Annotated in this window: 30 protein-coding genes; 13 read left to right on the forward strand and 17 right to left on the reverse strand. The window is 69.1% G+C overall.

Annotated elements, in window-relative coordinates:
• Positions 1 to 65 precede the first annotated feature (65 nt).
• The 10 genes from ureG to PXD02_RS03130 all read right to left on the reverse strand — a co-directional run bounded on the left by ureG (position 66) and on the right by PXD02_RS03130 (position 7,698).
• Positions 66 to 689, reverse strand: a complete 624-nt coding sequence (gene ureG / locus PXD02_RS03085) for an urease accessory protein UreG (protein ID WP_275105498.1) — start codon at positions 687 to 689, stop codon at positions 66 to 68.
• Positions 686 to 1,339, reverse strand: coding sequence for an urease accessory protein UreF (locus tag PXD02_RS03090; protein WP_275105499.1), 654 nt, complete (start codon positions 1,337 to 1,339; stop codon positions 686 to 688). The genes ureG and PXD02_RS03090 overlap by 4 nt, the downstream gene beginning before the upstream one ends.
• Entirely contained in the window at positions 1,311 to 1,844 is a 534-nt protein-coding gene (locus PXD02_RS03095) for an urease accessory protein UreE (protein WP_275105500.1), read from the reverse strand. The genes PXD02_RS03090 and PXD02_RS03095 overlap by 29 nt, the downstream gene beginning before the upstream one ends.
• A gap of 16 nt (positions 1,845 to 1,860) precedes the next feature.
• A complete protein-coding gene (gene ureC, locus PXD02_RS03100) occupies positions 1,861 to 3,546 on the reverse strand; it encodes an urease subunit alpha (RefSeq protein WP_275105501.1) in 1,686 nt (561 codons plus the stop codon).
• 130 nt (positions 3,547 to 3,676) lie between these two features.
• On the reverse strand, positions 3,677 to 3,997 hold the full coding sequence (locus tag PXD02_RS03105) for an urease subunit beta (RefSeq protein ID WP_275105502.1): 321 nt from the start codon (positions 3,995 to 3,997) through the stop codon (positions 3,677 to 3,679).
• Positions 3,998 to 4,555 carry a HupE/UreJ family protein gene (locus PXD02_RS03110; RefSeq protein ID WP_275105503.1) on the reverse strand — a complete coding sequence of 186 codons (558 nt, stop codon included), beginning with the start codon at positions 4,553 to 4,555 and terminating at the stop codon, positions 3,998 to 4,000. It lies immediately after the preceding gene.
• Positions 4,552 to 4,869 carry an urease subunit gamma gene (locus PXD02_RS03115; protein WP_275105504.1) on the reverse strand — a complete coding sequence of 106 codons (318 nt, stop codon included), beginning with the start codon at positions 4,867 to 4,869 and terminating at the stop codon, positions 4,552 to 4,554. Before PXD02_RS03115 ends, PXD02_RS03110 begins: the two co-directional genes overlap by 4 nt.
• A 2-nt stretch (positions 4,870 to 4,871) precedes the next feature.
• Positions 4,872 to 5,687, reverse strand: a complete 816-nt coding sequence (locus PXD02_RS03120) for an urease accessory protein UreD (RefSeq protein WP_473092045.1) — start codon at positions 5,685 to 5,687, stop codon at positions 4,872 to 4,874.
• A gap of 129 nt (positions 5,688 to 5,816) precedes the next feature.
• On the reverse strand, positions 5,817 to 6,572 hold the full coding sequence (locus PXD02_RS03125; protein WP_275105506.1) for a GNAT family N-acetyltransferase: 756 nt from the start codon (positions 6,570 to 6,572) through the stop codon (positions 5,817 to 5,819).
• 64 nt (positions 6,573 to 6,636) lie between these two features.
• On the reverse strand, positions 6,637 to 7,698 hold the full coding sequence (locus PXD02_RS03130; RefSeq protein ID WP_275105507.1) for an AI-2E family transporter: 1,062 nt from the start codon (positions 7,696 to 7,698) through the stop codon (positions 6,637 to 6,639).
• A gap of 127 nt (positions 7,699 to 7,825) precedes the next feature.
• On the opposite strand from PXD02_RS03130, the gene ndk reads away from it, so the two are divergent.
• The 7 genes from ndk to PXD02_RS03165 all read left to right on the forward strand — a co-directional run bounded on the left by ndk (position 7,826) and on the right by PXD02_RS03165 (position 11,942).
• A complete protein-coding gene (gene ndk / locus PXD02_RS03135; protein WP_275105508.1) occupies positions 7,826 to 8,248 on the forward strand; it encodes a nucleoside-diphosphate kinase in 423 nt (140 codons plus the stop codon).
• Between the two features lie 173 nt (positions 8,249 to 8,421).
• On the forward strand, positions 8,422 to 9,348 hold the full coding sequence (gene fabD, locus PXD02_RS03140; RefSeq protein WP_275105509.1) for an ACP S-malonyltransferase: 927 nt from the start codon (positions 8,422 to 8,424) through the stop codon (positions 9,346 to 9,348).
• Positions 9,349 to 9,479: 131 nt separating this feature from the next.
• Entirely contained in the window at positions 9,480 to 10,217 is a 738-nt protein-coding gene (gene fabG, locus PXD02_RS03145; protein ID WP_275105510.1) for a 3-oxoacyl-ACP reductase FabG, read from the forward strand.
• Between the two features lie 146 nt (positions 10,218 to 10,363).
• Complete coding sequence (locus PXD02_RS03150) at positions 10,364 to 10,597, forward strand: acyl carrier protein (RefSeq protein ID WP_089387089.1); 234 nt, start codon at positions 10,364 to 10,366, stop codon at positions 10,595 to 10,597.
• 140 nt (positions 10,598 to 10,737) lie between these two features.
• Complete coding sequence (dps, locus tag PXD02_RS03155) at positions 10,738 to 11,211, forward strand: DNA starvation/stationary phase protection protein Dps (RefSeq protein ID WP_275105511.1); 474 nt, start codon at positions 10,738 to 10,740, stop codon at positions 11,209 to 11,211.
• A gap of 123 nt (positions 11,212 to 11,334) precedes the next feature.
• Positions 11,335 to 11,544: a hypothetical protein gene (locus PXD02_RS03160; RefSeq protein WP_275105512.1), complete on the forward strand. Its 210-nt coding sequence runs from the start codon at positions 11,335 to 11,337 to the stop codon at positions 11,542 to 11,544.
• Between the two features lie 14 nt (positions 11,545 to 11,558).
• Positions 11,559 to 11,942, forward strand: coding sequence for a histidine triad nucleotide-binding protein (locus tag PXD02_RS03165; RefSeq protein ID WP_275105513.1), 384 nt, complete (start codon positions 11,559 to 11,561; stop codon positions 11,940 to 11,942).
• On the opposite strand, the gene PXD02_RS03170 is transcribed toward PXD02_RS03165, so the two are convergent.
• Complete coding sequence (locus PXD02_RS03170) at positions 11,939 to 12,862, reverse strand: ABC transporter ATP-binding protein (RefSeq protein ID WP_275105514.1); 924 nt, start codon at positions 12,860 to 12,862, stop codon at positions 11,939 to 11,941. The two genes, PXD02_RS03165 and PXD02_RS03170, sit on opposite strands and share 4 nt — an antisense overlap.
• 148 nt (positions 12,863 to 13,010) lie before the next feature.
• On the opposite strand from PXD02_RS03170, the gene PXD02_RS03175 reads away from it, so the two are divergent.
• The 3 genes from PXD02_RS03175 to PXD02_RS03185 all read left to right on the forward strand — a co-directional run bounded on the left by PXD02_RS03175 (position 13,011) and on the right by PXD02_RS03185 (position 17,038).
• Positions 13,011 to 13,199 (forward strand): zinc-finger domain-containing protein, encoded by a 189-nt coding sequence (locus tag PXD02_RS03175; protein WP_275106343.1) that lies wholly within the window; start codon positions 13,011 to 13,013, stop codon positions 13,197 to 13,199.
• A 138-nt stretch (positions 13,200 to 13,337) separates the two neighbouring features.
• Entirely contained in the window at positions 13,338 to 16,148 is a 2,811-nt protein-coding gene (gene polA / locus PXD02_RS03180; RefSeq protein ID WP_275105515.1) for a DNA polymerase I, read from the forward strand.
• The gene (locus PXD02_RS03185) at positions 16,148 to 17,038 is read left to right on the forward strand and encodes a cation diffusion facilitator family transporter (protein ID WP_275105516.1); all 891 of its coding nucleotides are present in this window, start codon (positions 16,148 to 16,150) and stop codon (positions 17,036 to 17,038) included. The genes polA and PXD02_RS03185 overlap by 1 nt, the downstream gene beginning before the upstream one ends.
• 28 nt (positions 17,039 to 17,066) lie before the next feature.
• Here the strand turns inward: PXD02_RS03185 and hemN are convergent, their stop codons facing one another.
• On the reverse strand, positions 17,067 to 18,422 hold the full coding sequence (gene hemN / locus PXD02_RS03190; RefSeq protein ID WP_275105517.1) for an oxygen-independent coproporphyrinogen III oxidase: 1,356 nt from the start codon (positions 18,420 to 18,422) through the stop codon (positions 17,067 to 17,069).
• 44 nt (positions 18,423 to 18,466) lie between these two features.
• On the opposite strand from hemN, the gene fnrL reads away from it, so the two are divergent.
• A complete protein-coding gene (fnrL, locus tag PXD02_RS03195; RefSeq protein ID WP_473092068.1) occupies positions 18,467 to 19,216 on the forward strand; it encodes a transcriptional regulator FnrL in 750 nt (249 codons plus the stop codon).
• Here fnrL and PXD02_RS03200 read toward each other — a convergent pair.
• Genes PXD02_RS03200 through PXD02_RS03215 form a run of 4 tightly spaced genes read right to left on the reverse strand, consistent with a single transcriptional unit; the run spans position 19,213 to position 23,173 of the window.
• The gene (locus PXD02_RS03200) at positions 19,213 to 20,766 is read right to left on the reverse strand and encodes an ABC transporter ATP-binding protein (RefSeq protein WP_275105519.1); all 1,554 of its coding nucleotides are present in this window, start codon (positions 20,764 to 20,766) and stop codon (positions 19,213 to 19,215) included. The genes fnrL and PXD02_RS03200 overlap by 4 nt on opposite strands.
• Positions 20,763 to 21,575, reverse strand: a complete 813-nt coding sequence (locus PXD02_RS03205; RefSeq protein ID WP_275105520.1) for an ABC transporter permease — start codon at positions 21,573 to 21,575, stop codon at positions 20,763 to 20,765. The genes PXD02_RS03200 and PXD02_RS03205 overlap by 4 nt, the downstream gene beginning before the upstream one ends.
• The gene (locus PXD02_RS03210; protein ID WP_275105521.1) at positions 21,572 to 22,513 is read right to left on the reverse strand and encodes an ABC transporter permease; all 942 of its coding nucleotides are present in this window, start codon (positions 22,511 to 22,513) and stop codon (positions 21,572 to 21,574) included. The genes PXD02_RS03205 and PXD02_RS03210 overlap by 4 nt, the downstream gene beginning before the upstream one ends.
• 42 nt (positions 22,514 to 22,555) lie before the next feature.
• The gene (locus PXD02_RS03215) at positions 22,556 to 23,173 is read right to left on the reverse strand and encodes an MBL fold metallo-hydrolase (RefSeq protein ID WP_275105522.1); all 618 of its coding nucleotides are present in this window, start codon (positions 23,171 to 23,173) and stop codon (positions 22,556 to 22,558) included.
• Between the two features lie 244 nt (positions 23,174 to 23,417).
• Between PXD02_RS03215 and PXD02_RS03220 the strand changes: the two genes are divergently transcribed.
• Both PXD02_RS03220 and PXD02_RS03225 read left to right on the forward strand, forming a co-directional pair.
• Positions 23,418 to 24,482: a saccharopine dehydrogenase gene (locus tag PXD02_RS03220; protein ID WP_275105523.1), complete on the forward strand. Its 1,065-nt coding sequence runs from the start codon at positions 23,418 to 23,420 to the stop codon at positions 24,480 to 24,482.
• 72 nt (positions 24,483 to 24,554) lie between these two features.
• On the forward strand, positions 24,555 to 25,751 hold the full coding sequence (locus tag PXD02_RS03225) for a PQQ-dependent sugar dehydrogenase (protein ID WP_275105524.1): 1,197 nt from the start codon (positions 24,555 to 24,557) through the stop codon (positions 25,749 to 25,751).
• A gap of 27 nt (positions 25,752 to 25,778) precedes the next feature.
• On the opposite strand, the gene PXD02_RS03230 is transcribed toward PXD02_RS03225, so the two are convergent.
• Positions 25,779 to 26,150: a DUF3775 domain-containing protein gene (locus PXD02_RS03230; RefSeq protein WP_275105525.1), complete on the reverse strand. Its 372-nt coding sequence runs from the start codon at positions 26,148 to 26,150 to the stop codon at positions 25,779 to 25,781.
• Between the last annotated feature and the right edge of the window lie 13 nt (positions 26,151 to 26,163).

The following is a 26,163-nucleotide window of genomic DNA, read 5'->3' on the forward strand; positions in this document are numbered from 1 at the left end:
GGGAATGCGGAAAGTGGCTGCGGCGCGGGCAGGATGCCGGGCACCTGCCTTCAACGCGGGCAGAGTCAGGCCGGGCGGGGCCGCAAGCCGCCCTGGTCGATCAGGAAATCGACGATCTGATCGACGCCCCCGCCATGGCGCAGTTGCGCCATGACCACCGGCCGGGCACCGCGCGCGGCCCGCGCATCGCCTTCCAGCAGCGCCGCGTCCACGCCGACATGCGGCGCAAGGTCGGTCTTGTTCACCACCAGCAGATCCGAGCGCGCCAGCCCCGGCCCGCGCTTGCGGGGGATGTCCTGGCCCGCCGCCGTGTCGATGACATAGATCGTCAGATCGGCCAGTTCGGGCGAGAAGGTCGCGGCCAGGTTGTCGCCGCCCGATTCGATCAGCACCAGATCCAGGTCCGGAAAGGCCGCGTTCAGGTCGGCGATGGCGGCCAGGTTGATGCTGGCGTCCTCGCGGATCGCGGTATGGGGGCAGCCGCCGGTCTCGACCCCCCGGATCCGTTCGGCGGGCAGCACCTGGGCGCGCATCAGCGCCTCGGCATCCTCGCGGGTATAGATGTCGTTGGTGACGACCGCCATCGACAGGCGCGGGGCCAGGGCGCGGGCCAGCTGTTCGGTCAGCGTGGTCTTGCCCGCGCCGACCGGGCCGCCGATGCCGACGCGCAAGGGTCCGTTGCTGGTCATGATCGGAAAATCCTCGTGGTCATGGTTTCGTGGCGCATGGCGGCGATATCCGCGCCCCAGGCGGCGCTGGCAAGGTCGTCCTGGGTGGCGGCGGCGGCGCGGGCGGCGGCGGCCAGGATCGCCGGTTGCAGGGTGGCCAGCATCCGCTGTCCCTCGACCGGGCCAAGCGGCAGGAAGCGGACCGCGGCGCTGATCAGGGCGGCGGCCTGGGCTTGCAGGAAGGCCGCGATGATGTCCGGGCGTGGCAGGGCCATGTCGGCGCAGGCCCGGCCGAGGGCCACCGGCAGCGCGGCGGCGGGCTGCGCGCTGTCCGTCAGCGCGGCGATATTGGCGGCGAAGGCCGTGCCCTGTTCCACGGTTTCCGCCAGACGCTGCGAGGTCAGGCAGGCGGCGCGGGCCAGATCGTCAAGCGCCGCGTGATCGGCGGCGCGCAGGGACAGGGACAGCAGCACGGCATCGGTCCAGCCCGCGCCGTGATCCAGCCAGTCGGCCAGCCATCGCGGCAGGGTGGCGCGGGTGACGAGGCCCGCCTCCATCGCGGATTCCAGACCCTGCGACCAGGCGAAGCCGCCGACCGGAAAGGCCGGCGACAGGTATTGCGTCAGCCGCAGCCGCGCGATCTCAGGCGGCGTGATTGTCGGGCAGGTCATTCTTGGCGACAAGCGGGGGCGCGGGGCTGGCGTGCCCATGGTCATGGTCATGGTCGTGCCCGTGGTCATGCCCGTGATCGTGGCCGAAGGTCCGGCCATGGCCATAGGCGCCGCCTTCGGGCCGGAAGGGCAGATCCTTGTGGCAGATCTCGGCGCCCAGCTTGCGCAGCATCGCCTCCAGCACGTGGTCCTGGCGGATGACCAGGCGGTCGGCCTCGATCCGGCAGGGGGTGTGGCGGTTGCCGATATGCCAGGCGAGGCGGGCCAGGTGGCCGCGAATGACCATCACCGGCTCGGGCTTGGCGCGCACGACGATCTGGCGGCCGTCCGACAGCTCGAACGCGTCGCCGTCTTCCAGGCTGGTGGTTTCCGGCAGGTCCACCAGGAAGTCGCCGGCGCTGCTGGCCAGCTTCCTGCGCCGCAGCAGGCGGCCTTCGTAATCCAGCGAGACCTCTCCGTCGAAAGGCGCGGGGGCGTTGCGGATGATGCTGGTGGCGATGATCATGATTTGGTCCTCCCTCTTAGAAAAGGAAATAGCGTTGGGCCATCGGCAGTTCCGTCGCAGGCTCGCAGGTCAGCAGTTCTCCATCGGCGCGGACCTCGTAGGTCTCGGGATCGACCTCGATCGCGGGCATGGCGGCGTTCAGAACCATGTCGGATTTGCCGATATTCCGGGTGTTTTCGACGGCGACCAGGGTCTTGTTCAGGCCGTCCCCCGCGCCGTCTTCCAGCCCCGCCTTCGAGACGAACAGCGCCGAGGCGCGGCCGGTATGGCCCCACATCGGGCGCGAGAAGATCGGCTGGACGGGGATCGAGCCGTTCGGATCGCCCATCTGCGCCACGCTGATCTGGCCGCCGACCAGCACCATTTCCGGCTTGACGCCGAAGAAGGCGGGCGACCACAGGACCAGGTCGGCGCGCTTGCCGGGGGTGACGCTGCCGATATGGGCGCTGACGCCATGGGCGATGGCCGGGTTGATGGTGTATTTCGCGATGTATCGCCGGGCGCGCAGGTTGTCGTTTTCTCCTTGTTCATCGGGCAACCGGCCCCGCTGGCGGCGCATCTTGTGGGCCGTCTGCCAGGTGCGGATGATGACCTCTCCGATCCGGCCCATCGCCTGGCTGTCCGAGGAAATCACCGAAAACGCGCCCAGGTCGTGCAGGATATCCTCGGCCGCGATGGTTTCCCGCCGGATGCGCGATTCGGCGAAGGCCACATCCTCGGGGACGCGCCGGTCGAGATGGTGGCACACCATCAGCATGTCGAGATGTTCCTCGATGGTGTTGCCGGTATAGGGGCGGGTCGGGTTGGTCGATGAGGGCAGCACGTTCGCCATGCCGACCATGCGGATGATGTCGGGGGCATGGCCGCCGCCCGCGCCCTCGGTGTGATAGGCGTGGATGGTGCGGCCGGCGATGGCGGCCATCGTGTCCTCGACGAAACCGGATTCGTTCAGCGTGTCGGTATGGATCATCACCTGCACGTCCATCGCGTCGGCCACGGTCAGGCAGCAGTCGATGGCGGCGGGGGTGGTGCCCCAGTCCTCGTGCAGCTTCAGCGCGCAGGCACCGGCGCGGACCTGTTCCAGCAGCGCCTCGGGGCGCGAGGCATTGCCCTTGCCCGCGATGCCGATGTTGACGGGCAGGTCCGCGCAGGCCTCCATCATCCGGGCGATGTGCCAGGGGCCGGGGGTGCAGGTGGTGGCCAGCGTCCCATGCGCGGGGCCGGTGCCGCCGCCCAGCAGCGTGGTGACGCCGGAATGGATCGCATGGTCCACCTGCTGCGGGCAGATGTAATGGATATGGCAGTCGAAGCCGCCGGGGGTGAGGATGCGCCCCTCGCCGGCGATGATCTCGGTCCCCGGTCCGATGACAAGGGTGACGCCGGGTTGCGTATCGGGATTGCCCGCCTTGCCGATGCCGGCGATGCGGCCGTCGCGAAGGCCCACATCGGCCTTGGTGATCCCCTGATGGTCGAAGACCACGACGCCGGTGATTACGGTATCCATGGCCCCGTCCGCGCGCGTCGCCTGCGACTGGCCCATGCCGTCGCGGACGACCTTGCCGCCGCCGAACTTCACCTCTTCGCCGGGGATGGTCAGGTCGCGCTCGACCTCGATCAGCAATTCGGTATCGGCCAGGCGGATGCGGTCGCCGGTGGTCGGGCCGTAAAGGGCGGCATAGTCGGCGCGGGAGAGTTGGGTCATGTCAGCGTCTTTGGCTGGGGGCTGGGGGCTGAGCGCACAGGGCAGCGGCCGCCCGGTGGGGCGGTCGGGCGCTGCCCGGCGGTGCCTGCGGCAGCTTGATTCGGGGCGGGTGCATCGTGGAAGCGTTCAATCACAGCGCCCCCATCACATCCTTGCGGAAGCCCTGCACCACCCGGTCGCCGGCATAGGGGATCAGGCGCACCTCCCTCGACTGGCCCGGCTCGAACCGGACGGCGGTGCCGGCGGGGATCGACAGGCGCATTCCGCGCGCCGCCGCGCGGTCGAAGCGCAGGGCGGGATTGGCCTCGGTGAAATGATAATGGCTGCCGACCTGGATCGGGCGGTCGCCGGTATTGGCGACCATCAGCGTGATCGGCTGGCGGCCCGCGTTCAGGGTGATCTCGCCGTCCGCGGGAAGGATTTCGCCCGGAATGAGAACAAAGGGGATCATTCAGCCCCCCATCGCCAGCACAAGGCCCGCCGCGGCGGTGCCGCCGCCCAGACCCCGCAGCAGCGCGCCGTGTGAGGCGGCCTTGCCCAGGGCGATCCCCGCCAGATGCAGCGCCATCGTCGCCACGGCGAAGCCGACCGCATAGAGGGCCAGCCCCTGCGCCGGGCCTTCGGCCCCATGCGCCCAGCCATGGGCGAAGCCGAAGACCGCCACGCCCGGCAGCAGCACCGCCAGCGGCAGGCGGGCAGCCATCGCGACAAGCGCGCCCAGGATGATGACGGATGCCAGGATCATCGGCTCGACCCCCGGAAAGGCCATCCCGGCATAACCGGCCAGCCCGCCCGCGATCATGCCGCCGACGAAGGCCAGGGGCAGCGCCCAGAGCGCGCGGCCGCCGATCTGCGCCGCCAGCAGGCCAAGCGCGACCATCGCCAGCAGGTGATCGGCGCCGCCCAGGGGATGGAGCAGGCCGGACAGGAACTGGCCCTGATCGTGATGGCCGGGATGGGCCAGGGCGGCCTGCGGCAGAAGAAGGGCGGCAAGGGCAAGTCGTTTCATGCGGGGGCCTCGTGGCGGATCGGGTGGTGGACGGTGACCAGCTTGGTGCCGTCGGGGAAGGTGGCCTCGACCTGGACCGAGTCGATCATCTCGGGGATGCCGGGCATGCATTGACCGGCCGTGATCACATGCGCGCCCGCCTGCATCAGGTCGGCGACGGTGCGGCCGTCGCGCGCGCCCTCGACCACGAAATCGGTGATGAGCGCGATGGCCTCGGGGTGGTTCAGCCTGACGCCGCGCGCCAGCCGGTTGCGCGCGACCATCGCGGCGACCGAGACCAGCAGCTTTTCGCGCTCTCGCGGGGTAAGGTTCATCGTCAGACCTGCCAGATACGGGGAAGGGGATCGGGGCGCAGGACGGCCAGCAGCCGGTGGATCTGACGCCGCAGCGGCCAGTCGTCCCGCGCCAGCAGCCGGATCACCAGCCGCCCCGGCGGGGCGCTGGCGGCGCCGATGACACCGGGTTCGTCCAGCGCGGCGCGGGCAGCGGCCAGCAGGTCGGGCGCCTGCGGCGCGATCATCGCCAGCGTCGCCATCGCGCGCGCGCCTCTCAGCAGCGCCGGGCCGTCCAGTCGCGCCACCGTCGAATCGTCAAGCGCCATGGCGTCGTGATGGACGATCCGGCCCGCCCGCCGCACCACCCGGCGGTCGCGCAGATGCAGGCGGCGGGGATGTTCGCCCATCGCCAGCCGCCCCAGCACGACCATCTCCAGCAGCAGGCAGCCCGCGCCGGGGGCCAGATCCACGACCGTTTCGCGGTCCAGCCGGGCGCCCTCGAACAGGATGGTCTCCTGCGGCAGCCAGTCCAGCCAGGCGTTTTCGCCGACCGCCAGGCCGACCCGCGCCCGCGCCGGATCGCCTTCGGCGCGATAGGCCCGTTCGGCCGTCTGCGTCGTCGCCAGGGCGCGCGCGTCCGGACGCAAAGTCATCGCGAAGGACAGCCGGTCCCCGGATGCCAGCCCGCCCGAGGTGTTCAGGAACACGATCTGCGGCAGCCCCTGCGTCATGCGGGGCAGAATCGCCTTGGCCGATCCCGATTGCGCCAGGTCGATCAGCCCGCGCGGCCCCATGACCACATGCGCGGCGCCTGCGCTGCGCTGAAGGACGGGCATGGGGGCGGTTGCGTCGAACATGACCCGAAGGGGCGTCCCGCCGCCGGAAAGGTCAATCGCAGCCAGCGGGGCAGACCCCGGCAGTCCCGTTTCAGGGATCGGTCTGCCCAAGGCGCAGGCGGATCGCCAAAAAGTCGGGCAGTCTGGGGATCAAAGTGCCGCCGTTCGCAGCAACCGGCGACGGGCGGGCGGGATCGCCCCGATCTCGACCCCGGTAAAGACGTGCATGGTGCGCAGGGCGGAATCGACGACCGCGTGGTCGCTGACCCAGCCGCCAAGCGCCAGATAGCTGCGCAGCAGCGGCGGCATGGCGGCCATGGCGCGCCGGGGATCGGGCTGGCCGGGCAGCAGCGCGCGGGCCAGGCGGAACACATGGGGCGCCTTGATGCGCGGCCACCAGCGGCGCGGCGCCAGATGGCGCGCCTGAAGCATGGCGAAGGCGTCGGCATGATCCGCAGGCTCGGTCCCGACGAAGCTGGAACAGCCGAACAGCATCTGCACGCCCCCGTCGTCGACGATGCGCGTCAGCGCCGCCCAGGCCAGGCGGACGATGTTGGGATCGCGGACCGAGGGGTGGATGCAGAACCGCCCGACCTCGATCATGGGCGCGTCAAAGGATTCCAGCGCGGCCAGATCGTAGAACTGCGCGGAATAGCTGCGCCCGATCTCGTGCCCGCCCGCCAGGGGCAGGAAGCGGAGGCAGCAGACAAGCCGGCCGGTCGCCGCGTCGGTGATCAGGATGTGGCTGCACTCGGCGTCCAGGGCGTCGGATTCCAGCTGCGTGCCGTCGCCGCCCTCGGCGCTGCGGGCGATGAAGCACAGCCACCGCAGCCGCTGCGCGGCGCGCAGGTCGTCCGGCGAATCGGCCAGGCGCACCAGATAGCGGCCCTTGCGGAATGGCGTCATGATGCAGCCCCGGATCAGCGACGACCGCCTTATAGCGCAACTTCGTAAACGCCCTGTGAAAGGTTCAGTCGTCCTGCCGGTCGCCCAGCACGTCCTCGATATAGATGCGCTTGATCAGGATGATCGCCACCAGCAGCAGGGGCGTCGCCAGCACGATGCCCGCGAAGCCGAACAGGCTGCCGAAGGCCAGGATCGCCAGCACCGTCAGCGCGGGCGGCAGGTCGGCGGCGAAGCGCTGGATCAGGGGCATCAGCAGGTTGCCCTCGACCTGTTGGACGACGACGAACAGCAGCGCCACATAGATCGCCATGTCGAAGCCCTGGGTCAGCGCGAACAGCACCGCCGGGATCCCCGACAGGAACGGGCCGACCACCGGGATGATGTTGGTCAGCCCCGCGATCAGCCCCAGCACCAGGGCCAGCGGCACCCCCAGCAGCCACAGCCCCAGCCCCGTCGCCAGCGCCACCGCCGCCATGTCCAGCGCCTGCCCGCCCATCCAGCGGCCCAACGCGCGGCCCAGCTCGTCCGCGATGGCCCGCGCCCGCCCCCGATAGGACAGCGGCACCAGCCGCAGCGCGCCGCCGCGATACAGCGGCGCGTCCAGCGCCAGGAAGATCGCCACCGTCAGCATCAGCACCCCGTTGGCGGCGCTGCCCATGACCGTGTTCAGCGTGCCGGTGACATAGCTGAAAAGGGTGGGCAGGTTGTCCGTCGGCGCCCTCCCGCCCGATTGCGAGGCGTTCTCCATCCGCCGTTCCAGGAACTGCCCGACCGAACTGTCCGACAGCCAGCCGCTGATCTGGTCCCAGGCGGCGGGCAGGCTGCCGATCAGCTGGCGGAACTGCTGAGAGATCGACGGCCCCGCCCAGGCCACCACCCCCGCCACCGCCAGCACCGCCGCCAGGGCCGTCAGCAGCACCCCCGGCTTGAAGCCGATGCCGGTCAGCCGGTTCAGCGCCGCCGCGCCGCCGCGCAGGGCGATGGCGATCAGGATCGCGGCGAAGCCCAGCAGCAGCACGGTCGACCACTGCCAGGCCGCCGCCAGCAACAGCACCGTGGCAAAGACCGCCGCGATGGGACCGGGCCGCAGCCGGGGGGACAGGGGGGACGGGGGGGTGTCGGTCATGCGCGCGCCTTTCGGTGGTTCGCGCCCATCATGCCCCCGGCTTGCCGCGAGATGCCATCCCTGATAACCGGGCGCGGATTTCATCTTCGGGCGGGGCTGGCCCGCCTGCCACAGCAAAGGGACGCCCATGGCCATCGAACGCACGCTTTCCATCATCAAGCCCGACGCCACCCGCCGCAACCTGACCGGCAAGATCAACGCCAAGTTCGAGGAGGCGGGCCTGCGCATCGTCGCGCAAAAGCGCATCAAGCTGTCGGCCGAGCAGGCGGGCAAGTTCTACGAAGTCCACAAGGACCGCCCCTTCTATGGCGAACTGGTCGAGTTCATGGCCTCGGAACCGGTGGTCGTGCAGGTGCTCGAAGGCGAGGGCGCGATTGCCAAGAACCGCGAAGTGATGGGCGCGACCAACCCCGCCCAGGCCGACGAAGGCACCATCCGCAAGGACTTCGCGCTGTCGGTGGGCGAGAACTCGGTCCACGGGTCCGACGCGCCCGAAACGGCCAAGGAGGAGATCGCGTTCTTCTTCTCGGGGCTTGAACTGGTCGGGTGATCGGTTCAGTGCCGCGATGACAAAGGGGAAGGGGCCGGGTGGCCCCTTTTTTCTTTCAGGAACGTGAGTCGAGCGTTGCATGGCGCAATGGAAGTCATCTTCCCGCCCCGCCATTGCGCCCCCACCCCCATCCGCGCTATCCCCTCCTGAACCCACACCACAAGGAGGCCCCCATGCGCGCATTCGTCTTTCCCGGTCAGGGGGCGCAGGCCGTCGGCATGGGGCGCGAGCTGGCCGAGGTCTATCCGGCGGCGCGCGACGTGTTCAGCCAGGTGGACGAGGCGCTGGGGGAAAAGCTCTCGGACCTGATCTGGAACGGCGATATCGACACGCTGACGCTGACGCAGAACGCGCAGCCGGCGCTGATGGCGGCCTCGATGGCGGCGTTCCGGGCGATGGAGTCCGAGGGGTTCACCATCCAGGATGCGAATTTCGTGGCCGGGCATTCGCTTGGGGAATACTCGGCGCTGTGCGCGGCGGGATCGCTGACGCTGGAGGATACGGCGCGGCTGCTGCGGATGCGCGGGCAGGCCATGCAAGAGGCGGTGCCGGTCGGCCAGGGGGCGATGGCGGCGATCCTTGGGCTGGATTTCGCCACCGTCGATCACATCGCGCGCGAGGTGGCGGGGGACGAGGTGGTGCAGGCCGCCAACGACAACGATCCGGCGCAGGTGGTCATCTCGGGCCACAAGGATGCGGTCGAACGCGCGGCCGAGGCGATGAAGGCGGCCGGGGCCAAGCGGGCGCTGATGCTGCCGGTCTCGGCCCCGTTCCATTCGGTGCTGATGCAGCCCGCGGCGGCGGTGATGGCCGATGCGCTGGCGGGGGTGGACATCCATCCCCCCGCCGTGCCGCTGATCGCCAATGTCCGGGCCGAGGCGGTGACCGAACCCGGCGCGATCCGGCGGCTGCTGGTCGAGCAGGTGACGGGCACCGTTCGCTGGCGTGAATCCATCGCCAACATGGCGGGCGCGGGCGTGACCGAGTTCTGGGAGATCGGCGCGGGCAAGGCGCTGTCGGGGATGATCAAGCGGATCGCCAGGGACGCGGCGGTGCGCAATATCGGCGCCCCGGCGGATATCGTGGCGCTGAAGGGCTGAGGGCGGACCGGGGCGCTGCCCCCAGCCTGCCGGCGGGGCGGCAGGCGTTCGTCGCTGAAAAAGGTCCACCGGACCTTTTTCCGGGCGCTTCTCACCCCCGAGGATACTTGGATGAAAAAGAAGGATCAGCCATGTTCGATCTGACCGGGAAGACGGCATTGGTGACGGGCGCATCGGGCGGCATCGGCGGGGCCATCGCGCAGGCGCTGCACGCGGCGGGCGCGACGGTCGCGCTGTCGGGCACGCGCGAGGGGCCGTTGCGGGAACTGGCGGCGACGCTGGGCGAGCGGGCGCATGTGGTGCCCGCGAACCTGTCGGACCCCGACGCGCCCGCCGGGCTCATCAAGGCGGCGGGCGAAGCGATGGGGTCGGTCGACATCCTGATCAACAATGCCGGGATCGCCCGCGACAACCTGTTCATGCGCATGTCCGACGAGGAATGGCAGCAGGTCATCGACGTGAACCTGACCAGCGTGTTCCGGCTGTCGCGCGCAGCGCTGCGCGGCATGATGAAGGCCCGCTGGGGGCGGATCGTCACCATCACCTCGGTCGTGGGGACCACCGGCAATCCGGGGCAGGGCAACTATGCCGCCGCCAAGGCCGGTCTGGTCGGCATGTCGAAGTCGCTGGCCCATGAGGTCGCCTCGCGCGGCATCACCGTGAACTGCGTGGCGCCGGGCTTTATCGCCACTCCCATGACCGACAGCCTGACCGACGACCAGAAGGGCAGGATCCTGTCCCAGATCCCCGTCGGGCGGATGGGCGCGCCCCAGGAAATCGCGGCGGCGGTCCTGTATCTGGCCAGCCCCGAGGCGGGATATGTCACCGGCGCCACGCTGCATGTGAACGGCGGCATGGCGATGGTCTGACGAAACCCTTTCAACCGAAAGCGGTTGCAAGAGGGTTCACGGGTGCTATATCCCCGCCTTTAGCAGCAGGGGAACCGCCCTGGGCTGAACCGGGCCGTCGTGTCCGTGCAAAACTGGGCGGATGCCCGCGAGAATGAGGATATGACATGAGCGATATCGCTGATCGCGTGAAGAAGATCGTGGTCGAGCATCTGGGCGTCGAGGAAGACAAGGTGGTCGAATCCGCCTCGTTCATCGACGACCTGGGCGCCGACAGCCTTGACACCGTGGAACTGGTCATGGCGTTCGAGGAAGAATTCGGGATCGAGATCCCGGACGACGCCGCCGAAACCATCCAGACGGTCGGCGACGCCGTGACCTTCATCAAGGGCGCGGTCTGATCCGCATTCCTGCCGCGAACGGCATTCCTGACGGCGTCCCTGCGCAGGCGGGGGCGCCGTTTCTTCATGGCCGCCATGCGCCCGGAACCGGGCCTGACGCGAGGCCGTTGACCGGGGGAACCACCGGAAAGGAGCCGATCATGGCCGTTGCACTGAAAGGGCTGACCGACAATGCCCGCAAGACCTCGATTTCCGAACTGAACGCGCGTCTGGCCGATTCAATTGCCCTGGCGCTGGCCGTCAAGCAGGCGCATTGGAACGTGAAGGGCCGCAACTTCATCGCCGTCCACGAACTGTTCGACACCGTCCACGACAACCTGCGCGCCCATATCGACATCCTCGCCGAACGCGTGCAGCAGCTGGACGGCGTGGCCGTCGGGACGGCGGAAAAGGTCGCGCAGGGCAGCGCCCTCAGGGAATATCCGACCGACCTGACCAAGGCCGAGGATCACATCAAGGCGCTGTGCGAACGCTATCGCGACCATGGCGAAAAGCTGCGCGCCGCCATCGACGCTACGGACGAGGCGGGCGATGCCGACACCGCCGACATCTTCACCGCCGCCTCGCGCAGCGCGGACAAGGATCTGTGGTTCATGGAAAGCCATCTGGAGTGATGGCGCCCTATCGCAGCGCGGCTTGCCGGCACGGATGAAAGGCGGTTTACACACAGGAACAGGATCCGGCGCGCGATTCATCGCCTGTCCGTTTACCGCAGCATCCGTTAAGTTTCCGTGTCCATGGCCCGCATCGCCTTCATCCTTCCGCCGCCCAAGGGTCCGCAGGGCGTAGTGGATCAAGCGCGGCGGCTGACGGCCTCGGGCGATGATGTGGCGATCCCTTACGACCGCTGGGCGCCGCCAATGCCGACGCCCTTGCGGGGTTTCTGGATGTTTCCCCCCAAGGTCGCGCATGATCTGGCGCAGACGCCGCATCTCTTCACCCATTGACGACAGGAACCCCCATGACCCTTGCCTATGACGACACCAACATCTTCGCGCGGATCCTGCGGGGGGAAATCCCTTGCGACAAGATCGCCGAAAGCGATCATGCCCTGGCCTTCCGCGACATCCGGCCCCAGGCCCCGGTGCATGTTCTGGTGATCCCCAAGGGCCGCTATGTCAGCCTCGACGATTTCGCGGCCAATGCGTCCGACGCGGAAATCGTGGATTTCACCCGGCTTTGCGCCAAGGTCTGCGCGTCCGAGGGGGTGGGGCTGGCAGATGGCAACGGGGGTTTCCGCGCCATCGCCAACACCGGCCCCCATGGCGTGCAAGAGGTTCCCCATTACCACCTGCACATCCTGGGCGGGCGAGTGCTGGGGCCGATGCTGTCCCGTCGCGACTAGGGTCGGGTCATCTCCACGAACACGTCCTCGAGGTCGGGCTGTTCGGTCGCGACATCCAGGATGGGGATGCCCGCGCCGCGCAGCGCGTCCAGCACCTGATCCGCGCGGACCCGCGACGGGGGATAGCCGATGGCAAGCCGCCCGTCGCCCCGCCATTCGGGATGCGCGCCGTCGGGCAGCGGCGGCAGGGGGACGCGCCCGCCCGTATCCAGCACCAGCGTCTTGCCGTCCGCGCGCGACAGCAGGCTGCGCGTGTCCTGCCGCACTACCAGGGCGCCATGGTTGATGATGGCGATCTCGTCGCACATCTGCTCGGCCTCTTCCAGGTAATGGGTGGTCAGGATGATGGTCATGCCCTGCCGGTTCAGCGCGCGGACATTGGCCCACAGCATCTCGCGCAGGGTGATGTCGACGCCCGCCGTGGGTTCGTCCAGCACCAGGATCTGCGGGCGGTGAACCAGGGCCTTGGCCAGCAGCAGCCGCCGCCGCATCCCGCCCGACAGGTTGCGGGCATAGGCATTGGCCTGATCGGTCAGCCCCACCAGCTCCAGCAGCTCATCCGTCCAGCGTTCGCGCTTCGGCACGCCATAGAGGCCCGCCTGCACCTCAAGGCTGGCGCGCGGGGTAAAGAACGGATCCATGTTCAGTTCCTGCGGCATCACCCCGATGGCCGCGCGCGACTGGCGCGGGTTCACGTCCTGATCGAATCCCCAGATCGTCACCTTGCCCGCCGTCTTGTTGACCAGCCCGGCCAGGATGTTGATCAGCGTCGACTTGCCCGCGCCGTTCGGCCCCAGCAGTCCGAAGATGCTGCCCGCCGGGATCGCCAGGTCGATGCCCTTCAGCGCGTCCTTGGCGGGGGCGGTTCCCTGGGCGGCATAGGTCTTGCGCAGCCCGGCGATCTCGATGGCGTTCGGCATGGTGGCATCCCTGGCAGGCTTGCGAAGGCAGGCGGCGCTGCGGTATCAGGCGTTAGACCAGATGACGCCCGCCGCCACAAGAAGGCCAGCCATGACGCAATACGTGATCCCGGAAAACTCGCTGTCCACCGAACAGAGCGCGGCGGAACTGAAGCTGCCGCCGCCCGAGACGCAGATCGTCACCCGATGGAAGGTCGCCTGCGAGGGCAACGATGCTGCGGGCATGGGCCATCCGCGCGTCTGGCTGGCGATCTCGCCGGAAACCGGCTTCGTCGATTGCGGCTATTGCGACAAGCGCTTCGTGATCGACCGCGACCGCGCCCACGGCGACCATTAGGCGCCGTTTCTCTGTTCACCTGTGTGAAAATATCCTCGGGGGGTCCGGGGGGCGAAGCGCCCCCGGTCCTGCCCCACCCCCTTTGCGCCCCCCGCCGCTTTCTGCCAAAACGGTCCAAGACTCGAAAGGACCGCCTTCATGGACAGCTTCGGCAAGGGCCACCACCTGCACCTGATCGACGGATCGGCCTTCATCTTCCGGGCCTATCACGCCCTGCCGCCCTTGACGCGCAAATCCGACGGCCTGCCGGTGGGCGCGGTCGCGGGGTTCTGCAACATGCTGTGGAAATACGTCACCGACGAGCGCGGCGGCGACGCGCCGACCCATGCGGCGGTGATCTTCGACCATTCGGCCAAGACCTTCCGCAACCAGATCTACAACGCCTACAAGGCCAACCGCCCCGAACCGCCCGAGGATCTGCGCCCGCAATTCCCGCTGACCCGCGACGCCACCCGCGCCTTCAACATCGCCTGCATCGAGACCGAGGGCTATGAGGCCGACGACATCATCGCCGCGCTGTCCTGCAAGGCGCGCGACGCGGGCGGGCGCGTCACCATCGTCAGCAGCGACAAGGATCTGATGCAGCTTGTCGGCGACGGCGTGCAGATGCTGGACCCGATCAAGGGCAAGCCCATCGACCGCGACGAGGTGTTCGCCAAGTTCGGCGTCTGGCCCGACCGCGTGGTCGATGTGCAGGCGCTGGCGGGCGATGCGATCGACAACGTGCCCGGCGCGCCGGGCATCGGCATCAAGACAGCCGCGCAGCTCATCACCGAATATGGCGACCTGGAAACCCTGCTGGCGCGGGCCGAGGAGATCAAACAGCCCAAGCGCCGCCAGACCCTGATCGACCATGCCGACCAGATCCGCATTTCCAGGCGCCTGGTCGAACTGGATTGCAACACCCCCCTGGACTTCACGCTGGAAAGCCTGGAGGTGCGCGCGCCCGACGCCCCGGCCTTGCTGACCTTCCTGTCGGAAATGGAGTTCCGCACCCTCACCGCCCGCGTCGCCGAACGGCTGGGGGCCGAGGCGCCCGCCGTGGTCTCGGCCCCGTCGCGCGATGCGCCAGCCGCGCCGGACATGGCCCCCATCGACCGCGCCGCCTATGAAACCGTGACGGACCGCGCTGCTCTGGACCGCTGGGTCCAGGTGATCCGCGACACCGGCCATGTCGCCATCGACACGGAAACCACCGGCCTGGACGAGATGCAGGCCGGTCTGGCGGGCATCTGCCTGGCCGTGGCGCCGGGCGTGGCCTGCTATATCCCCGTCGGTCATGTCGCGGGGGGCGATGCAGGGGGGGGCGACGACCTGTTCGGCCAGTCCGCCCTTGTGCCGGGCCAGTTGCCGCTGGCCGAGGTGCTGGCCGCGCTGAAGCCCGTCCTGGAAGACGACGCGATCCTGAAGATCGGCCAGAACCTGAAATACGACTGGAAGATCCTCGCCCGCCACGGCATCCGCATGGCGCCGCTGGCCGATACGATGCTGATGTCCTATGCCCTGAACGCGGGCACGCATAACCACGGCATGGATGAGTTGGCCGAGCGTTATCTGGCCCATAAATGCATCCCCATCAAGGACTTGATCGGCACCGGCAAGGCGCAGATCAATTTCGCGCAGGTGCCCCTCGACAAGGCCGCGCCCTATGCCGCCGAGGATGCGGATGTCACGCTGCGTCTTTACCGGCATTTCGCGCCGCTTCTGCCGGTGGAACGCGTCACCGCCGTCTATGAGACGACCGAACGCCCCATCGTCCCGGTCCTGGCCGAGATGGAGATGGCGGGCATCCGCATCGACAGCGACGTGTTGCGCCGCATGTCGGGCAGCTTCGCGCAGACCATGGCGGGGCTGGAGGACGAGATCTTCGCCCTCGCCGGCCAGCGGTTCAATGTCGGTTCCCCCAAGCAATTGGGCGAGATCCTGTTCGACAAGATGGGCCTTGCGGGCGGCAAGACCGGCAAGACCGGCGCCTTTTCCACAAGCGCCGACGTGCTGGAGGATCTGGCGGCGGAAGGCCATGACCTGCCGTCGCGGATCCTCGACTGGCGGCAGATCGCCAAGCTGAAATCGACCTATACCGACGCCCTGCCGACCTTCGTGAACCCCGACACGGGCCGCGTCCATACCAGCTACTCCATCGCTGGCGCGCAGACCGGGCGGCTGGCATCCACCGATCCGAACCTGCAAAACATCCCCGTGCGGACCGAGGAAGGCCGCCGCATCCGCGAAGCCTTCATCGCCGCCGAGGGGCACCGCCTCGTCAGCCTCGACTACAGCCAGATCGAGCTGCGGATCCTTGCCCATGTGGCCGACATTCCGGCGCTGAAACAGGCCTTCCGCGACGGCATCGACATCCACGCCATGACCGCCAGCCAGATGTTCGGCGTCCCGGTCGAGGGCATGGATCCCATGATCCGCCGCCGTGCCAAGGCGATCAACTTCGGGGTGATCTACGGCATTTCCAGCTTTGGCCTGTCGCGCAACCTGCGCATCCCGCGGGCCGAAGCGCAGGACTTCATCGACACCTATTTCCAGCGCTTCCCGGAAATCCGCGCCTATATGGACCGCACCATCGCGGATGCGAAATCCGATGGCAGCGTTCGCACGCTGTTCGGGCGGCGCATCAACACGCCCGGCATCAACGCCAGCGGCCCGGCGGCGGGGGGCGCGCGGCGCGCGGCGATCAACGCGCCGATCCAGGGGGCGGCCGCCGACATCATCCGCCGCGCCATGGTCCGGATGCCCGCCGCCATCGCCCATCTGCCCGCGCGGATGCTGTTGCAGGTCCATGACGAACTGGTCTTCGAGGTGCGCGAGGATGCCGTGGACGACCTGATCGCCGCCGCCCGCGCGGTGATGGAGGGCGCCGCCGATCCGGCGGTCAAGCTGTCGGTGCCGCTGGTCGTCGATGCCGGCCAAGGGCTGAACTGGGCCGAGGCGCATTGATGGGCCATTCCGCCGACCAAGGCCAACAGGGCGATGCGGCGATCGGCTGGGCGATTGTCGTCAACATCGCCTTGACCGCGGCGCAGATCGCGGGCGGCTATGCGGCGGATTCCACCGCGCTGATCGCGGACGGCATCCACAACCTGTCCGATGCCCTGGCGCTGGTGCTGGCCTTCGGGGCGCGGCGGCTGGCGAGGCGCCCGGCTACGCCCGACTGGTCCTATGGCTGGGGCCGGGCCGAAATCGTCGCGGCCTTCGTCAACTATCTGGCGCTGATCGCCATATCCCTGTGGCTGGCCATTGCGGCGCTCGGCCGCCTGGCCGCCCCGCCGCAGGTGGCGGGCGGGCTGGTCATGGGTCTGGCTGCCTTCGCGCTGATCGTCGATCTGGCAACGGCGGCGCTTGTCTGGCGGGCGTCGAAGGACAGCGCAAACATTCGCGCGGCCTTTTTGCACAATCTGGCCGATGCGGGCGTCTCGGTCGCGGTCATCCTTGGCGGCGCGCTGATCTGGGCCTTCGGCTGGAACCTGGCCGACCCGGTCCTGACCTTGGCGATTGCCGCCGTGATCCTGTGGCATATCGGGACCGAGATCGGCCCGGTCTTTCGGATGTTGATGCTGGCCGCGCCGCCGGGCAGCGATCCCGGCGCGGTCCTGTCGGCCCTGCGCGCGCTGCCGGGCGTCAACGACGCCCATCACCTGCACCTGTGGCAGATCGACGAAAGGCGCAACGCGGCATCGGTCCATCTGGTCGTCGGCGCGGGGGATCACTTCGCCGTCACCCGTGCCGCCAAGGAGATGCTGGCCCATGACCACGGCATAGCCCACGCCACCATCGAGACCGAGCCGCCCGAAGCCTGCGCCGACCCCATCGGGCATCACCACCCCTAGGCGCGCGCCCGCAAGCCGCGCCCGGTCGTCACACCGCCGACGAATGGCTGGTCGGCGCCGCCATATAGGCGTCCAGCATATTGGCGACCATGCGCGCCAGCGGGCGCCCCTCGGGCGTGATCCGCAGGCCCCAGGGGCCGATTTCCACCATGCCGCCGAATTGCGCGATCACCGGGTCGAAGACCTGCTGCAATTGCGCGGGCGTCAGGCCGTAACGCACCGTCATCTCGGCCGCGTCGACCCGGAAATCGCACATCACCTGTTCGATCATGCGGCCGCGCCAATGATCCTCGGGGGTGAAGGCATGGCCCTTGGTATAGGGCAGCCGCCCCTCGCGGACATGGCCGGTATAGGCGCCGGTCGCGGGCGCGTTCTGGGCGTAACCCTGCGGAAAGCGGGAAATCGACGATGCGCCCAGGCCCAGCAGAACCTCGGCCCGGTCGTCGGTATAGCCCTGGAAGTTGCGGCGCAACCGGCCCGCCTTCTGCGCCAAGGCCAGCCCGTCGCCGGGCCGGGCGAAATGGTCGATGCCGATTTCGGCATAGCCGTCGGCCACGAACAGGTCGCGCGCGGTGTTGAACAGCGACAGCCGATCCTCGTTGCCGGGCAGGGCGTCCTCGGGGATCATCACCTGGCGCTTGGACATCCAGGGCACATGGGCATAGCCGTACAGCGCCACCCGGTCGGGCGACAGGGCCAAGAGCTTCTGCACGGTTTCGGAAATGCGGGGCCGGTCCTGATGCGGCAGGCCATAGAGGATGTCGGCATTCAGGCTGGCGATGTCGTGGCCGCGGATCAGGTCGACCGCCTGGCCGGTCAGTTCGAACGACTGCCGGCGGCCGATCGCGTCCTGGATCTTGGGGTCGAAATCCTGCACCCCGATGGAGGCGCGGTTCATCCCCGCCGCCGCCAGCGCCGCCATCCGGGGCGCGTCGATTTCCGACGGGTCGATCTCGACCGAGAATTCGGCCCCCTCGGCCATCGGCACCACGGCGAAGATCGCGTCGGCCACGCGGCGCATCTGGTCGGGCGGCAGCAGGGTGGGCGTGCCGCCGCCCCAATGCAGCCGCGACAGCCGCACGCCGCGCGGCAGGTGGCGGCGCAGAAGGTCCAGTTCGGCCAGAACCGTGTCCACATAGGCGATGACCGGGTCCAGCGTCTTGGTGCCCTGCGTACGGCAGGCGCAGAACCAGCAGAGCCTGCGGCAAAACGGCACATGAAGATACAGCGAAATCGCCGCGCCCTCGGGGATGGAATCCAGCCAGCCCGCGACCATATTGGCGTTTACGCCGTTTTTGAATTGCGTTGCGGGGGGATAGCTCGTGTAGCGCGGAACGCGCGAATCAAACAAACCCAGCCGCTTCAGTTGCGAAACATTGCTCATATGGCTAGGATTAGATGATAACGCGCGAGATTGCCTTGACCCAGATCAACCAAAAATCCGCCAGTCACGACGGCGGCGAACGCTGTGGCGACTGCCCGATCCGCTATCGCGCCGTCTGCGCGCATTGCGAAACGGACGAGCTTGCGCTGCTGGAAGACCTGAAATTCTATCGCAGCTTCGAACCCGGCCAGCCGATCGTCTGGGAAGGCGAGCGGATGGAATTCGTGGGTTCCGTCGTGACCGGAGTCGCGGCCCTGACCCAGACGCTGGAGGACGGGCGCACGCAGATGGTGGGCCTGCTGCTGCCCAGCGATTTCCTGGGCCGCCCGAAACGGGAGATCGCCGCCTATAACGCCGTCGCGGCGACCAAGGTCGTGCTGTGCTGCTTCCGCCGCAAGCCGTTCGAGGAGTTGATGCGGACCACGCCCCATGTCGCGCACCGACTGCTGGAGATGACGCTGGACGAACTGGACGCGGCGCGCGAATGGATGCTGCTGCTGGGCCGCAAGACGGCGCGGGAAAAGATCGCGTCCTTCATCGCCATCATCGCCCGGCGCGAGGCCGCCTTGCAGAAGCGCGATCCCGGCGGACGGATGCGGATCGAACTGCCTCTGACCCGAGAGGCGATGGCCGATTACCTGGGCCTGACGCTGGAAACCGTCAGCCGCCAGATCAGCGCGCTGAAGCGCGATGGGGTGATCGAGCTGGTGGGCAAGCGCGCCATCGTCCTGCCCGACTTCGCCCGCCTGGTCGAGGAATCGGGCGACGATTCCGACGGCGGTTATCTGAGCTAGGTCCAGTTCGCGGGGATGCGCGGGATCGCCGCGACCAGGGCCTGCGTCTGGGCGTGGCGGGGGGCGTCGATGATGCGACCCGTCGGGCCTTCCTCGACGATGCGGCCCGACTGCATGACCAAGATGCGGTCGGTGATGCCGCGCAGCACGGACAGGTCGTGGCTGATGAACAGATAGGACAGCCCATGCGCCTGTTGCAGATGGGCCAGCAGGTCCAGGATCTGCGCGCGGACCCGCACGTCCAGGGCGCTGACCGCCTCGTCCAGGACGATCAGGGCGGGGCGGATGATCAGGGCGCGGGCGATGGCCAGGCGCTGCCGCTGGCCGCCGGAAAATTCGTGGATGAACTTGCAGGCGTCCGTGGGATCCAGCCCCACCTCGGCCAGGGCGGCGGCGACGCGGTCGCGCCAGTCGGGCGGGCGGCGGGTCAGGTGGAACGGCTCGGCCAGCAGGCGGTCCACCCGCCAGCGGGGATCGAAGCTGCCGAAGGGATCCTGGAACACCGCCTGCATCCGCGCCCGCAGCGCGCGGCCCATCCGCTGCCCGGCGGCGATGTCTTGGCCGTCCAGCGTGATGCGCCCGGCCTGCAACGGCTCCAACCCCAGGATCGCGCGGGCCAGCGTCGATTTCCCGCAGCCCGATTCGCCCACCAGCCCGACGCTTTCGCCGCGCCCGATGGTCAGGCCGACGCGATCCAGGGCGCGCAGGCTGCCATCCCCCAGGCGATAGTCGCGCACCGCCCCCGTCACTCGCACCAGCGGGGCGGCGGCGGGGCGGGGACCGCGCGCGGGCGCATGGCGGGACGCCGCGAAAAGCTGCCGGGTATAGGGGTGGCTGCGGCGGCGGAACACCGTCTCGGTCGGGCCGCTTTCGACGATCCGGCCCGCCTGCATCACCGCCACCCGGTCGGCCATGTCCGCCACCACGGCCAGATCGTGGGTGATCAGCAGCAGGGCCATGCCCTCGTCCCGGACCAGATCCTTCAGCAGCGACAGGATCCGCGCCTGCGTGGTCACGTCCAGCGCGGTCGTCGGCTCGTCCGCGATAAGCAGGCCGGGGCGCAGCGCGATGGCCAGGGCGATGGCGACCCGCTGGCGCTGCCCGCCCGACAGCTCGTGCGGATAGAGCGTCAGCGGAAAGCGCGCGGCGGGCAGGCCGACCCGGTCCAGCCTGTCGCGCGCCTGCCGCAGCGCCGTCCGGCGGTCGAGCGACTGGTGGATGCGCAGCACCTCGGCCACCTGGTCGCCGATGGTCATCAGCGGGTTCAGCGCGGTCATCGGCTCCTGGAAGATCATGCCGATGCGGCGGCCCCGGATCCGGCACAGGTCGCGTTCCGGCAGGGCCAGCAGGTTCTGGCCGTCCAGAACCACCCGGCCCGAGGCCCGCGCCCGGCCGGGCAGCAGACCCATGACGGCAAGGGCGGTCATCGACTTGCCGCTGCCGGATTCGCCGACCAGCCCCGTCACCGTTCCCGGCGCAAGATCAAACGAGACACCGGCCACGACCGGACGCCCGCCGATGGCGACCGACAGGTCTTCGACCGCGATCACCGCAGCACCCGCAGGCGCGGGTCCAAGGCGTCGCGCAAGCCGTCGCCCAGCAGGTTCAGCCCCAGTACCGTCAGCACGATGCACAGGCCGGGGATGACCGCCACATGCGGGGCCAGGGCGATCATGGTCTGCGCCTCGGCCAGCATCCGGCCCCAGCTTGGCGTCGGCGGCTGCGCGCCGAGACCGACATAGGACAGCCCGGCCTCGGCCAGGATGCCAAGGCTGAACTGGATGGTGGCCTGCACGATCAGCAGGCTGGCGATGTTGGGCAGGACATGGTGCAGGCTGATCAGCGCCGCGCCCTTGCCCGCCACCCGCGCCGCGCGGATATAATCCAGCACCCAGATCGGCAGGGCGGCCCCGCGCGTGACGCGGGCAAAGACCGGGATGTTGAAGATGCCGATGGCGACGATGGCGTTCAGCGCCGACGGCCCGGCGACCGCCGTGATCAGGATCGCGATCACCAGCGACGGAAAGGCGAAGATCAGGTCGTTGCCGCGCATCACGATCTCATCGACCCAGCCGCCGCGCCGCGCCGCCGCCAGAAGGCCCAGCGGCACGCCCAGGCCCATGCCGATCGCCACCGCGACCAGGGCCACCGCCATCGAGGTCCGCGCCCCCAGCATGACCATCGACAGGATGTCGCGCCCGAAATGATCGGTGCCCAGCCAATGCGCGCCCGATGGCGGCTGCAACTTGTCGGCGATGGCCATCTGCGTCACGTCATGGGGCGTCCAGACGGCCGACAGGGCGGCCAGGGCCAGCGCCAGCCCGGCCAGCGCGGCGCCCAGGATCAGCCCCGCCCTCATCCGCGGCGCAGCCTGGGGTCCACGGCGGCATAGGCCAGGTCGACCAGGAAGGTCACGGCGATCACGGCCCCGACCAGCACCAGCACCGCCGATTGCACCACGATCAGGTCGCGCTGCGTGATCGCCTGGAAGATCATCCGGCCCAAACCCGGCAGAGAGAAGACGTTCTCGATGATGATCGCGCCCGCCAGCAGGAAGCTGAACTGCATCCCCAGGATCGTCAGCACCGGGATCAGCGCGTTGCGCAGACCGTGGCGGCGCAGGGCCTGGCCCGCCGTCAGCCCCTTGCCGCGGGCGGTGCGGATATAGTCCTGGCCCATCGTTTCGATCAGGGCGGATCGCAGCACGCGGGCCAGGATCGCGGCCTGCGGCAGGGCCAGCGCCACGGCGGGCAGGATCAGCGATGTCAGCGCCGCGCCGGGGTCCGACCAGCCGGGAAAGCCGCCCGCAGGCAGCCAGCGCAGCCTGACCGCGAAGACCAGGACCAGAAGCATCGCCAGCCAGAAATTCGGCAGCGCGATTCCCACATGCGCGGCCCCCATCGCCAGCCCGCCGCCCGCGCGCCCCCGGCGCGCCGCCGCGTAAAGCCCGACCGGCAGCGCGATCGCCACCGCCAGCCACAGCGCCAGCAGCGCCAGCGGCAGAGACACCTGCAAGCGGTCCAGGATCATCCCGTCGATGGGCGTCTTATAGGTGAAGCTGGTGCCGAAATCGCCGTGCAGCATCGCGCCCAGCCATGCCGCGTAACGCAGCGGCAGGGGCTGGTCCAATCCCATCTGCCGGCGCAGCGCGGCCAGCGTTTCGGGCTGCGCCCCGGTACCCAGCATGAAGCTGGCCGGATCGCCCGGCACCAGTTCCACGACCGAAAAGATCAGGGCCGAGGCCACAAGCAGGCTCAGCCCCATCACGGTCGTTTGGCGCAAGACGTATCGCAGCATGGCAGCATTGCTAGCGCGGCCCGCCGGAACGGTAAAGGCGCGTCAGCCCTGGCCGCGCGGATACCAGTTGGCGATCACGACCAGGCTGCCCGCCTCGGATGCCTCGACCAGGCGGGCGAATTCCTGCACGTCGCTGCCCCGGTGGTGATAGGGAAAGACGGTCACCGGCCGGAAATCCGCCACCGCATCCGCCGCCTGCTGGACGGTCATCGTATAGGGCAGGTTCATCGGCAGGAAGGCGACCTCGATGTCTTTCAGGGCGCGCATCTCGGGCGTGTCCTCGGTGTCGCCCGCGATATAGAACCGCTTGCCGCCGATGGTCAGGACATAGCCGTTGTCGCGCCCCTGCGGGTGATACTGCTGGCGGTCGGGCGTCGTGTTATAGGCGGGCACGGCCTCGACCCCGATGCCGATCACCTGCGCCTGATCGCCATTCGCCATGGCGGTGGCGCGGGACCGCATCTCGGCGGGCAGCATCGCATGGACGGCCGGATTGGCGATGATCGCCACGGCGGGCAGGCCCCGCAGCGTCGGCAGGTCGAAATGGTCGCCATGTTCGTGGGTGATCAGGATCAGCGAGGGCTGCGGCATCCCGCGATACAGATCGGCGCCCCCGACCGGATCGACATAGATCGCCCCGCCCGGCGTCTCGACCACCATTGAGGCGTGATCGACCGGGTAAAAGACGACCTGCCCGCCCTCGACCGGAAACGAGAACGAGGTCGGCGGGCGATGCGGGGCAGGACGGCGGCGAAGGCGGCTGCAAGGCCCAGCATCAGGCTGGCGCGGCGGCTGAAGATCATCGCGGAGTCTCCGTGACAGGATCGTGGGGATGACAGGGAACACCCCTTGCGCCGGACGGGTTCCCCGGCATGGATGGCGACGGACAGCCGAGGAGGTGGCGATGACACATCTGTGGGTGCGGGCCGAAAGCCGCCCGAACGAGGGTCGGGTGGGCATCACCCCCGCGGGCGTGGCCGACCTGATCGCGCGCGGCTTCACCGTCACCGTCGAGGACAGCCGCCGCCGCGTCCTGCCGACCGAGACCTATGCCCGCGCGGGCGCCGCCATCGCGCCCGAGGGAAGCTGGCCCACCGGGCCCGACGACGCCATCGTCTTCGGCCTGAAGGAACTGCCTGATGACGGGACGCCGCTGCGCCACCGCCACGTCATGTTCGGCCATGCCTTCAAGGGCCAGCCCGCCGGGCAGGTTCTGCTGCGCCGTCTCAAGGCCGGTGGCGGGGCGCTGTATGACCTGGAATACCTGACGGACGAAGATGGTCGCCGCCTGGCCGCCTTCGGCTATTGGGCGGGCTATGCCGGGGCGGCGGTCAGCCTGAGGGCCTGGGCGGCCCAGCAGCGCGGCGGCATCTGCGGGCCGGTCCATGCCTATGCCGACAAGGATCTGCTGCTGGACGAATTGCGCGCCCAACTGGACGCCACGGGCCGCGCCCGCCCGCGCGCCCTGGTGATCGGCGCCAAGGGCCGCGTGGGCACGGGTGCTGCCGACCTGCTGGCGGCGATGGGCGCGCCCGTCACCCGCTGGGACATGGCCGAGACCGCGCATGGCGGTCCCTTCCCCGAGGTGCTGGCCCATGACATCTTCGTCAACGCGATCCTGGCCCAGCCGGGCGCGCCGGTCTTCGTGCCCGCCTCGGCCGTGGCGCCGGGCCGCGCGCTGACCGTGATCGGCGACGTGGCCTGCGATCCGACCAGCGATTTTTCCCCGATCAAGGTCTATGACCGCACGACCAACTGGGACCGGCCGGTGCGGCGCGTGGCAGACAGGCCGTCGCTGGACGTGATGGCCATCGACAACCTGCCCGCGATGCTGCCGCGCGAAAGCTCGCTGGATTATGCCGGGCAGTTGCTGCCGGTTCTGGCGCGGCTTGACCGGATCGACGATGGTCCCTGGGCCCGGGCCGGGGCGCTGTTCCAGGCGCATCGGGACCGGCTGACACAGACGTGAAGGCGCAAGGCGGAACGGCGCCGGTCCGGGCGTGTTCGGTCAGCACCGATCCATCCCTGCAAAGAGGCACCGATGAGTCCGTTCCGTCCCGCCATCCGCTTGACCGCCGCCGCCGCGCTGATCGCCGGGACCGCATCCGCCCAGGATTTCAACGCCGCGGCCCCCAACGCCCCCGACCAGCAGCCCGCGTTCCAGGGCCAGACCCGCGCCCCGGTGCTGGCGGACGATGTCGCCCTGAACCAGACCGTGATCGCCGAGGGGCTGGATCACCCCTGGGGCCTGGCCGAACTGCCGGATGGAAGCTGGCTTCTGACGGAACGCGCGGGCAACCTGCGGCTGGTCGGCGCGGACGGCGCGCTGTCGGACCCCATCGGCGGCCTGCCCCAGGTCGACACCCGCGACCAGGGCGGCCTGCTGGACGTCGCCGTGGCCGATGATTTCCCCCAGACCCGCCGCGTCTGGATCAGCTTCGCCCAGCCGCGCGAAGGCGGCAAGACCGCCACCGCCGTCGCCACCGGCACCCTGTCGGCCGACGGCGGCACGCTGGAGGACACCAAGGTCATCTGGCAGCAGCAGCCCGCCTGGGATTCGACGCTGCATTACGGCTCGGTGCTGGTTTTCGACGGCAAGGGAGGGCTGTTCGTCACGACCGGCGAACGCTCGGTCATCGACGCCCGGCCCCTGGCGCAGAACGCCACCACCACGCTGGGCAAGATCGTCCGCATCGACCCCGAAACCGGCGCGCCGATGGGCGATCCCGGCGTCGAGGGCGCGCTGCCCGAGATCTGGTCCTGGGGCCACCGCAACGTCCAGGGCGCGGAGATCGGCCCCGACGGCGCATTGTGGACCGTTGAACACGGGGCCAAGGGCGGCGACGAGTTGAACCGTCCCCAGGCGGGCCGCAACTATGGCTGGCCCATCGCGGCCTATGGCATCGAATACAGCGGCGGCCCCATCGGCAAGGGCGATACCCAGGTCGAGGGCACCGAACAGCCGATCTATTACTGGGATCCGGTGATCGCGCCGGGCCAGATGACCTTCTATGACGGCGACCTGTTCCCCGACTGGCGGGGCGACCTGCTGATCGGCGGGTTGCGGGCGGGCGCGCTTGTCCGGCTGGAACTGGACGGCAACCGCGTGACCGGCGAGGCCCGCCACCTGCAAGGCATCGGCCGCGTCCGCGAGGTCGAGGTCGCCCGCGACGGCGCGATCATGCTGCTGACGGACGAGGACAACGGCAAGCTGATCCGCGTCACGCCCGCGCCGTAACCCCGCGCCGTAACCCTTCGCGGTACCTCAGACGGGCCGGTTGAGGTCGTCCTCGGCATCCTCGGGCGAGATGCCCAGGGCTTCCAGCCCCGCCTCCAGCAGGTCCGCCAGGCGCGGCTCGCCCATCAGGTAATCCTCGGTCGGGGTGGTGCGCTCGATCCGGGCGGTCTCGATGGCGTCTTCCAGTTCTTCGGGCTCGAAACTCTCGCGCCCGATCCACATGACGGCGACGAGGGACGCCTGCTCGTCCTCGTTCAGGGTGGCGATGAAGTCGCGCAACTCGCTCTGCACCCCGTGCTGCGCCCGGCTGCCCGAATGCGCCCAAGGGTTGACGCCGCTGTCATATTCGCGGGCGCGAATAACGATATGGGCGATCTTGTCGGGGCTGATTTGCAGCATGGCATGGCTCCTT

The organism is Paracoccus sp. S3-43 (assembly GCF_029027965.1).
Taxonomy (GTDB): Bacteria; Pseudomonadota; Alphaproteobacteria; order Rhodobacterales; family Rhodobacteraceae; genus Paracoccus.

Coding starts and splice junctions, on each gene's coding strand:
- PXD02_RS03160 (WP_275105512.1), top strand. CDS start 11,335: ATGGCCCGCATCGCCTTCATCCTTCCGCCGCCCAAGGGTCCGCAGGGC.
- ureC (WP_275105501.1), bottom strand. CDS start 3,546: ATGACCCAACTCTCCCGCGCCGACTATGCCGCCCTTTACGGCCCGACC.
- ureG (WP_275105498.1), bottom strand. CDS start 689: ATGACCAGCAACGGACCCTTGCGCGTCGGCATCGGCGGCCCGGTCGGC.
- hemN (WP_275105517.1), bottom strand. CDS start 18,422: ATGAGCAATGTTTCGCAACTGAAGCGGCTGGGTTTGTTTGATTCGCGC.
- PXD02_RS03125 (WP_275105506.1), bottom strand. CDS start 6,572: ATGACGCCATTCCGCAAGGGCCGCTATCTGGTGCGCCTGGCCGATTCG.
- PXD02_RS03120 (WP_473092045.1), bottom strand. CDS start 5,687: ATGTTCGACGCAACCGCCCCCATGCCCGTCCTTCAGCGCAGCGCAGGC.
- ndk (WP_275105508.1), top strand. CDS start 7,826: ATGGCCATCGAACGCACGCTTTCCATCATCAAGCCCGACGCCACCCGC.
- dps (WP_275105511.1), top strand. CDS start 10,738: ATGGCCGTTGCACTGAAAGGGCTGACCGACAATGCCCGCAAGACCTCG.
- PXD02_RS03215 (WP_275105522.1), bottom strand. CDS start 23,173: ATGGTGGTCGAGACGCCGGGCGGGGCGATCTATGTCGATCCGGTCGGG.
- PXD02_RS03185 (WP_275105516.1), top strand. CDS start 16,148: ATGGGCCATTCCGCCGACCAAGGCCAACAGGGCGATGCGGCGATCGGC.
- PXD02_RS03115 (WP_275105504.1), bottom strand. CDS start 4,869: ATGAACCTTACCCCGCGAGAGCGCGAAAAGCTGCTGGTCTCGGTCGCC.
- PXD02_RS03225 (WP_275105524.1), top strand. CDS start 24,555: ATGAGTCCGTTCCGTCCCGCCATCCGCTTGACCGCCGCCGCCGCGCTG.
- PXD02_RS03105 (WP_275105502.1), bottom strand. CDS start 3,997: ATGATCCCCTTTGTTCTCATTCCGGGCGAAATCCTTCCCGCGGACGGC.
- PXD02_RS03130 (WP_275105507.1), bottom strand. CDS start 7,698: ATGACCGACACCCCCCCGTCCCCCCTGTCCCCCCGGCTGCGGCCCGGT.
- PXD02_RS03110 (WP_275105503.1), bottom strand. CDS start 4,555: ATGAAACGACTTGCCCTTGCCGCCCTTCTTCTGCCGCAGGCCGCCCTG.
- PXD02_RS03205 (WP_275105520.1), bottom strand. CDS start 21,575: ATGAGGGCGGGGCTGATCCTGGGCGCCGCGCTGGCCGGGCTGGCGCTG.
- PXD02_RS03090 (WP_275105499.1), bottom strand. CDS start 1,339: ATGACCTGCCCGACAATCACGCCGCCTGAGATCGCGCGGCTGCGGCTG.
- fabD (WP_275105509.1), top strand. CDS start 8,422: ATGCGCGCATTCGTCTTTCCCGGTCAGGGGGCGCAGGCCGTCGGCATG.
- PXD02_RS03150 (WP_089387089.1), top strand. CDS start 10,364: ATGAGCGATATCGCTGATCGCGTGAAGAAGATCGTGGTCGAGCATCTG.
- PXD02_RS03210 (WP_275105521.1), bottom strand. CDS start 22,513: ATGCTGCGATACGTCTTGCGCCAAACGACCGTGATGGGGCTGAGCCTG.
- PXD02_RS03220 (WP_275105523.1), top strand. CDS start 23,418: ATGACACATCTGTGGGTGCGGGCCGAAAGCCGCCCGAACGAGGGTCGG.
- PXD02_RS03095 (WP_275105500.1), bottom strand. CDS start 1,844: ATGATCATCGCCACCAGCATCATCCGCAACGCCCCCGCGCCTTTCGAC.
- PXD02_RS03230 (WP_275105525.1), bottom strand. CDS start 26,150: ATGCTGCAAATCAGCCCCGACAAGATCGCCCATATCGTTATTCGCGCC.
- PXD02_RS03170 (WP_275105514.1), bottom strand. CDS start 12,862: ATGCCGAACGCCATCGAGATCGCCGGGCTGCGCAAGACCTATGCCGCC.
- PXD02_RS03165 (WP_275105513.1), top strand. CDS start 11,559: ATGACCCTTGCCTATGACGACACCAACATCTTCGCGCGGATCCTGCGG.
- polA (WP_275105515.1), top strand. CDS start 13,338: ATGGACAGCTTCGGCAAGGGCCACCACCTGCACCTGATCGACGGATCG.
- fabG (WP_275105510.1), top strand. CDS start 9,480: ATGTTCGATCTGACCGGGAAGACGGCATTGGTGACGGGCGCATCGGGC.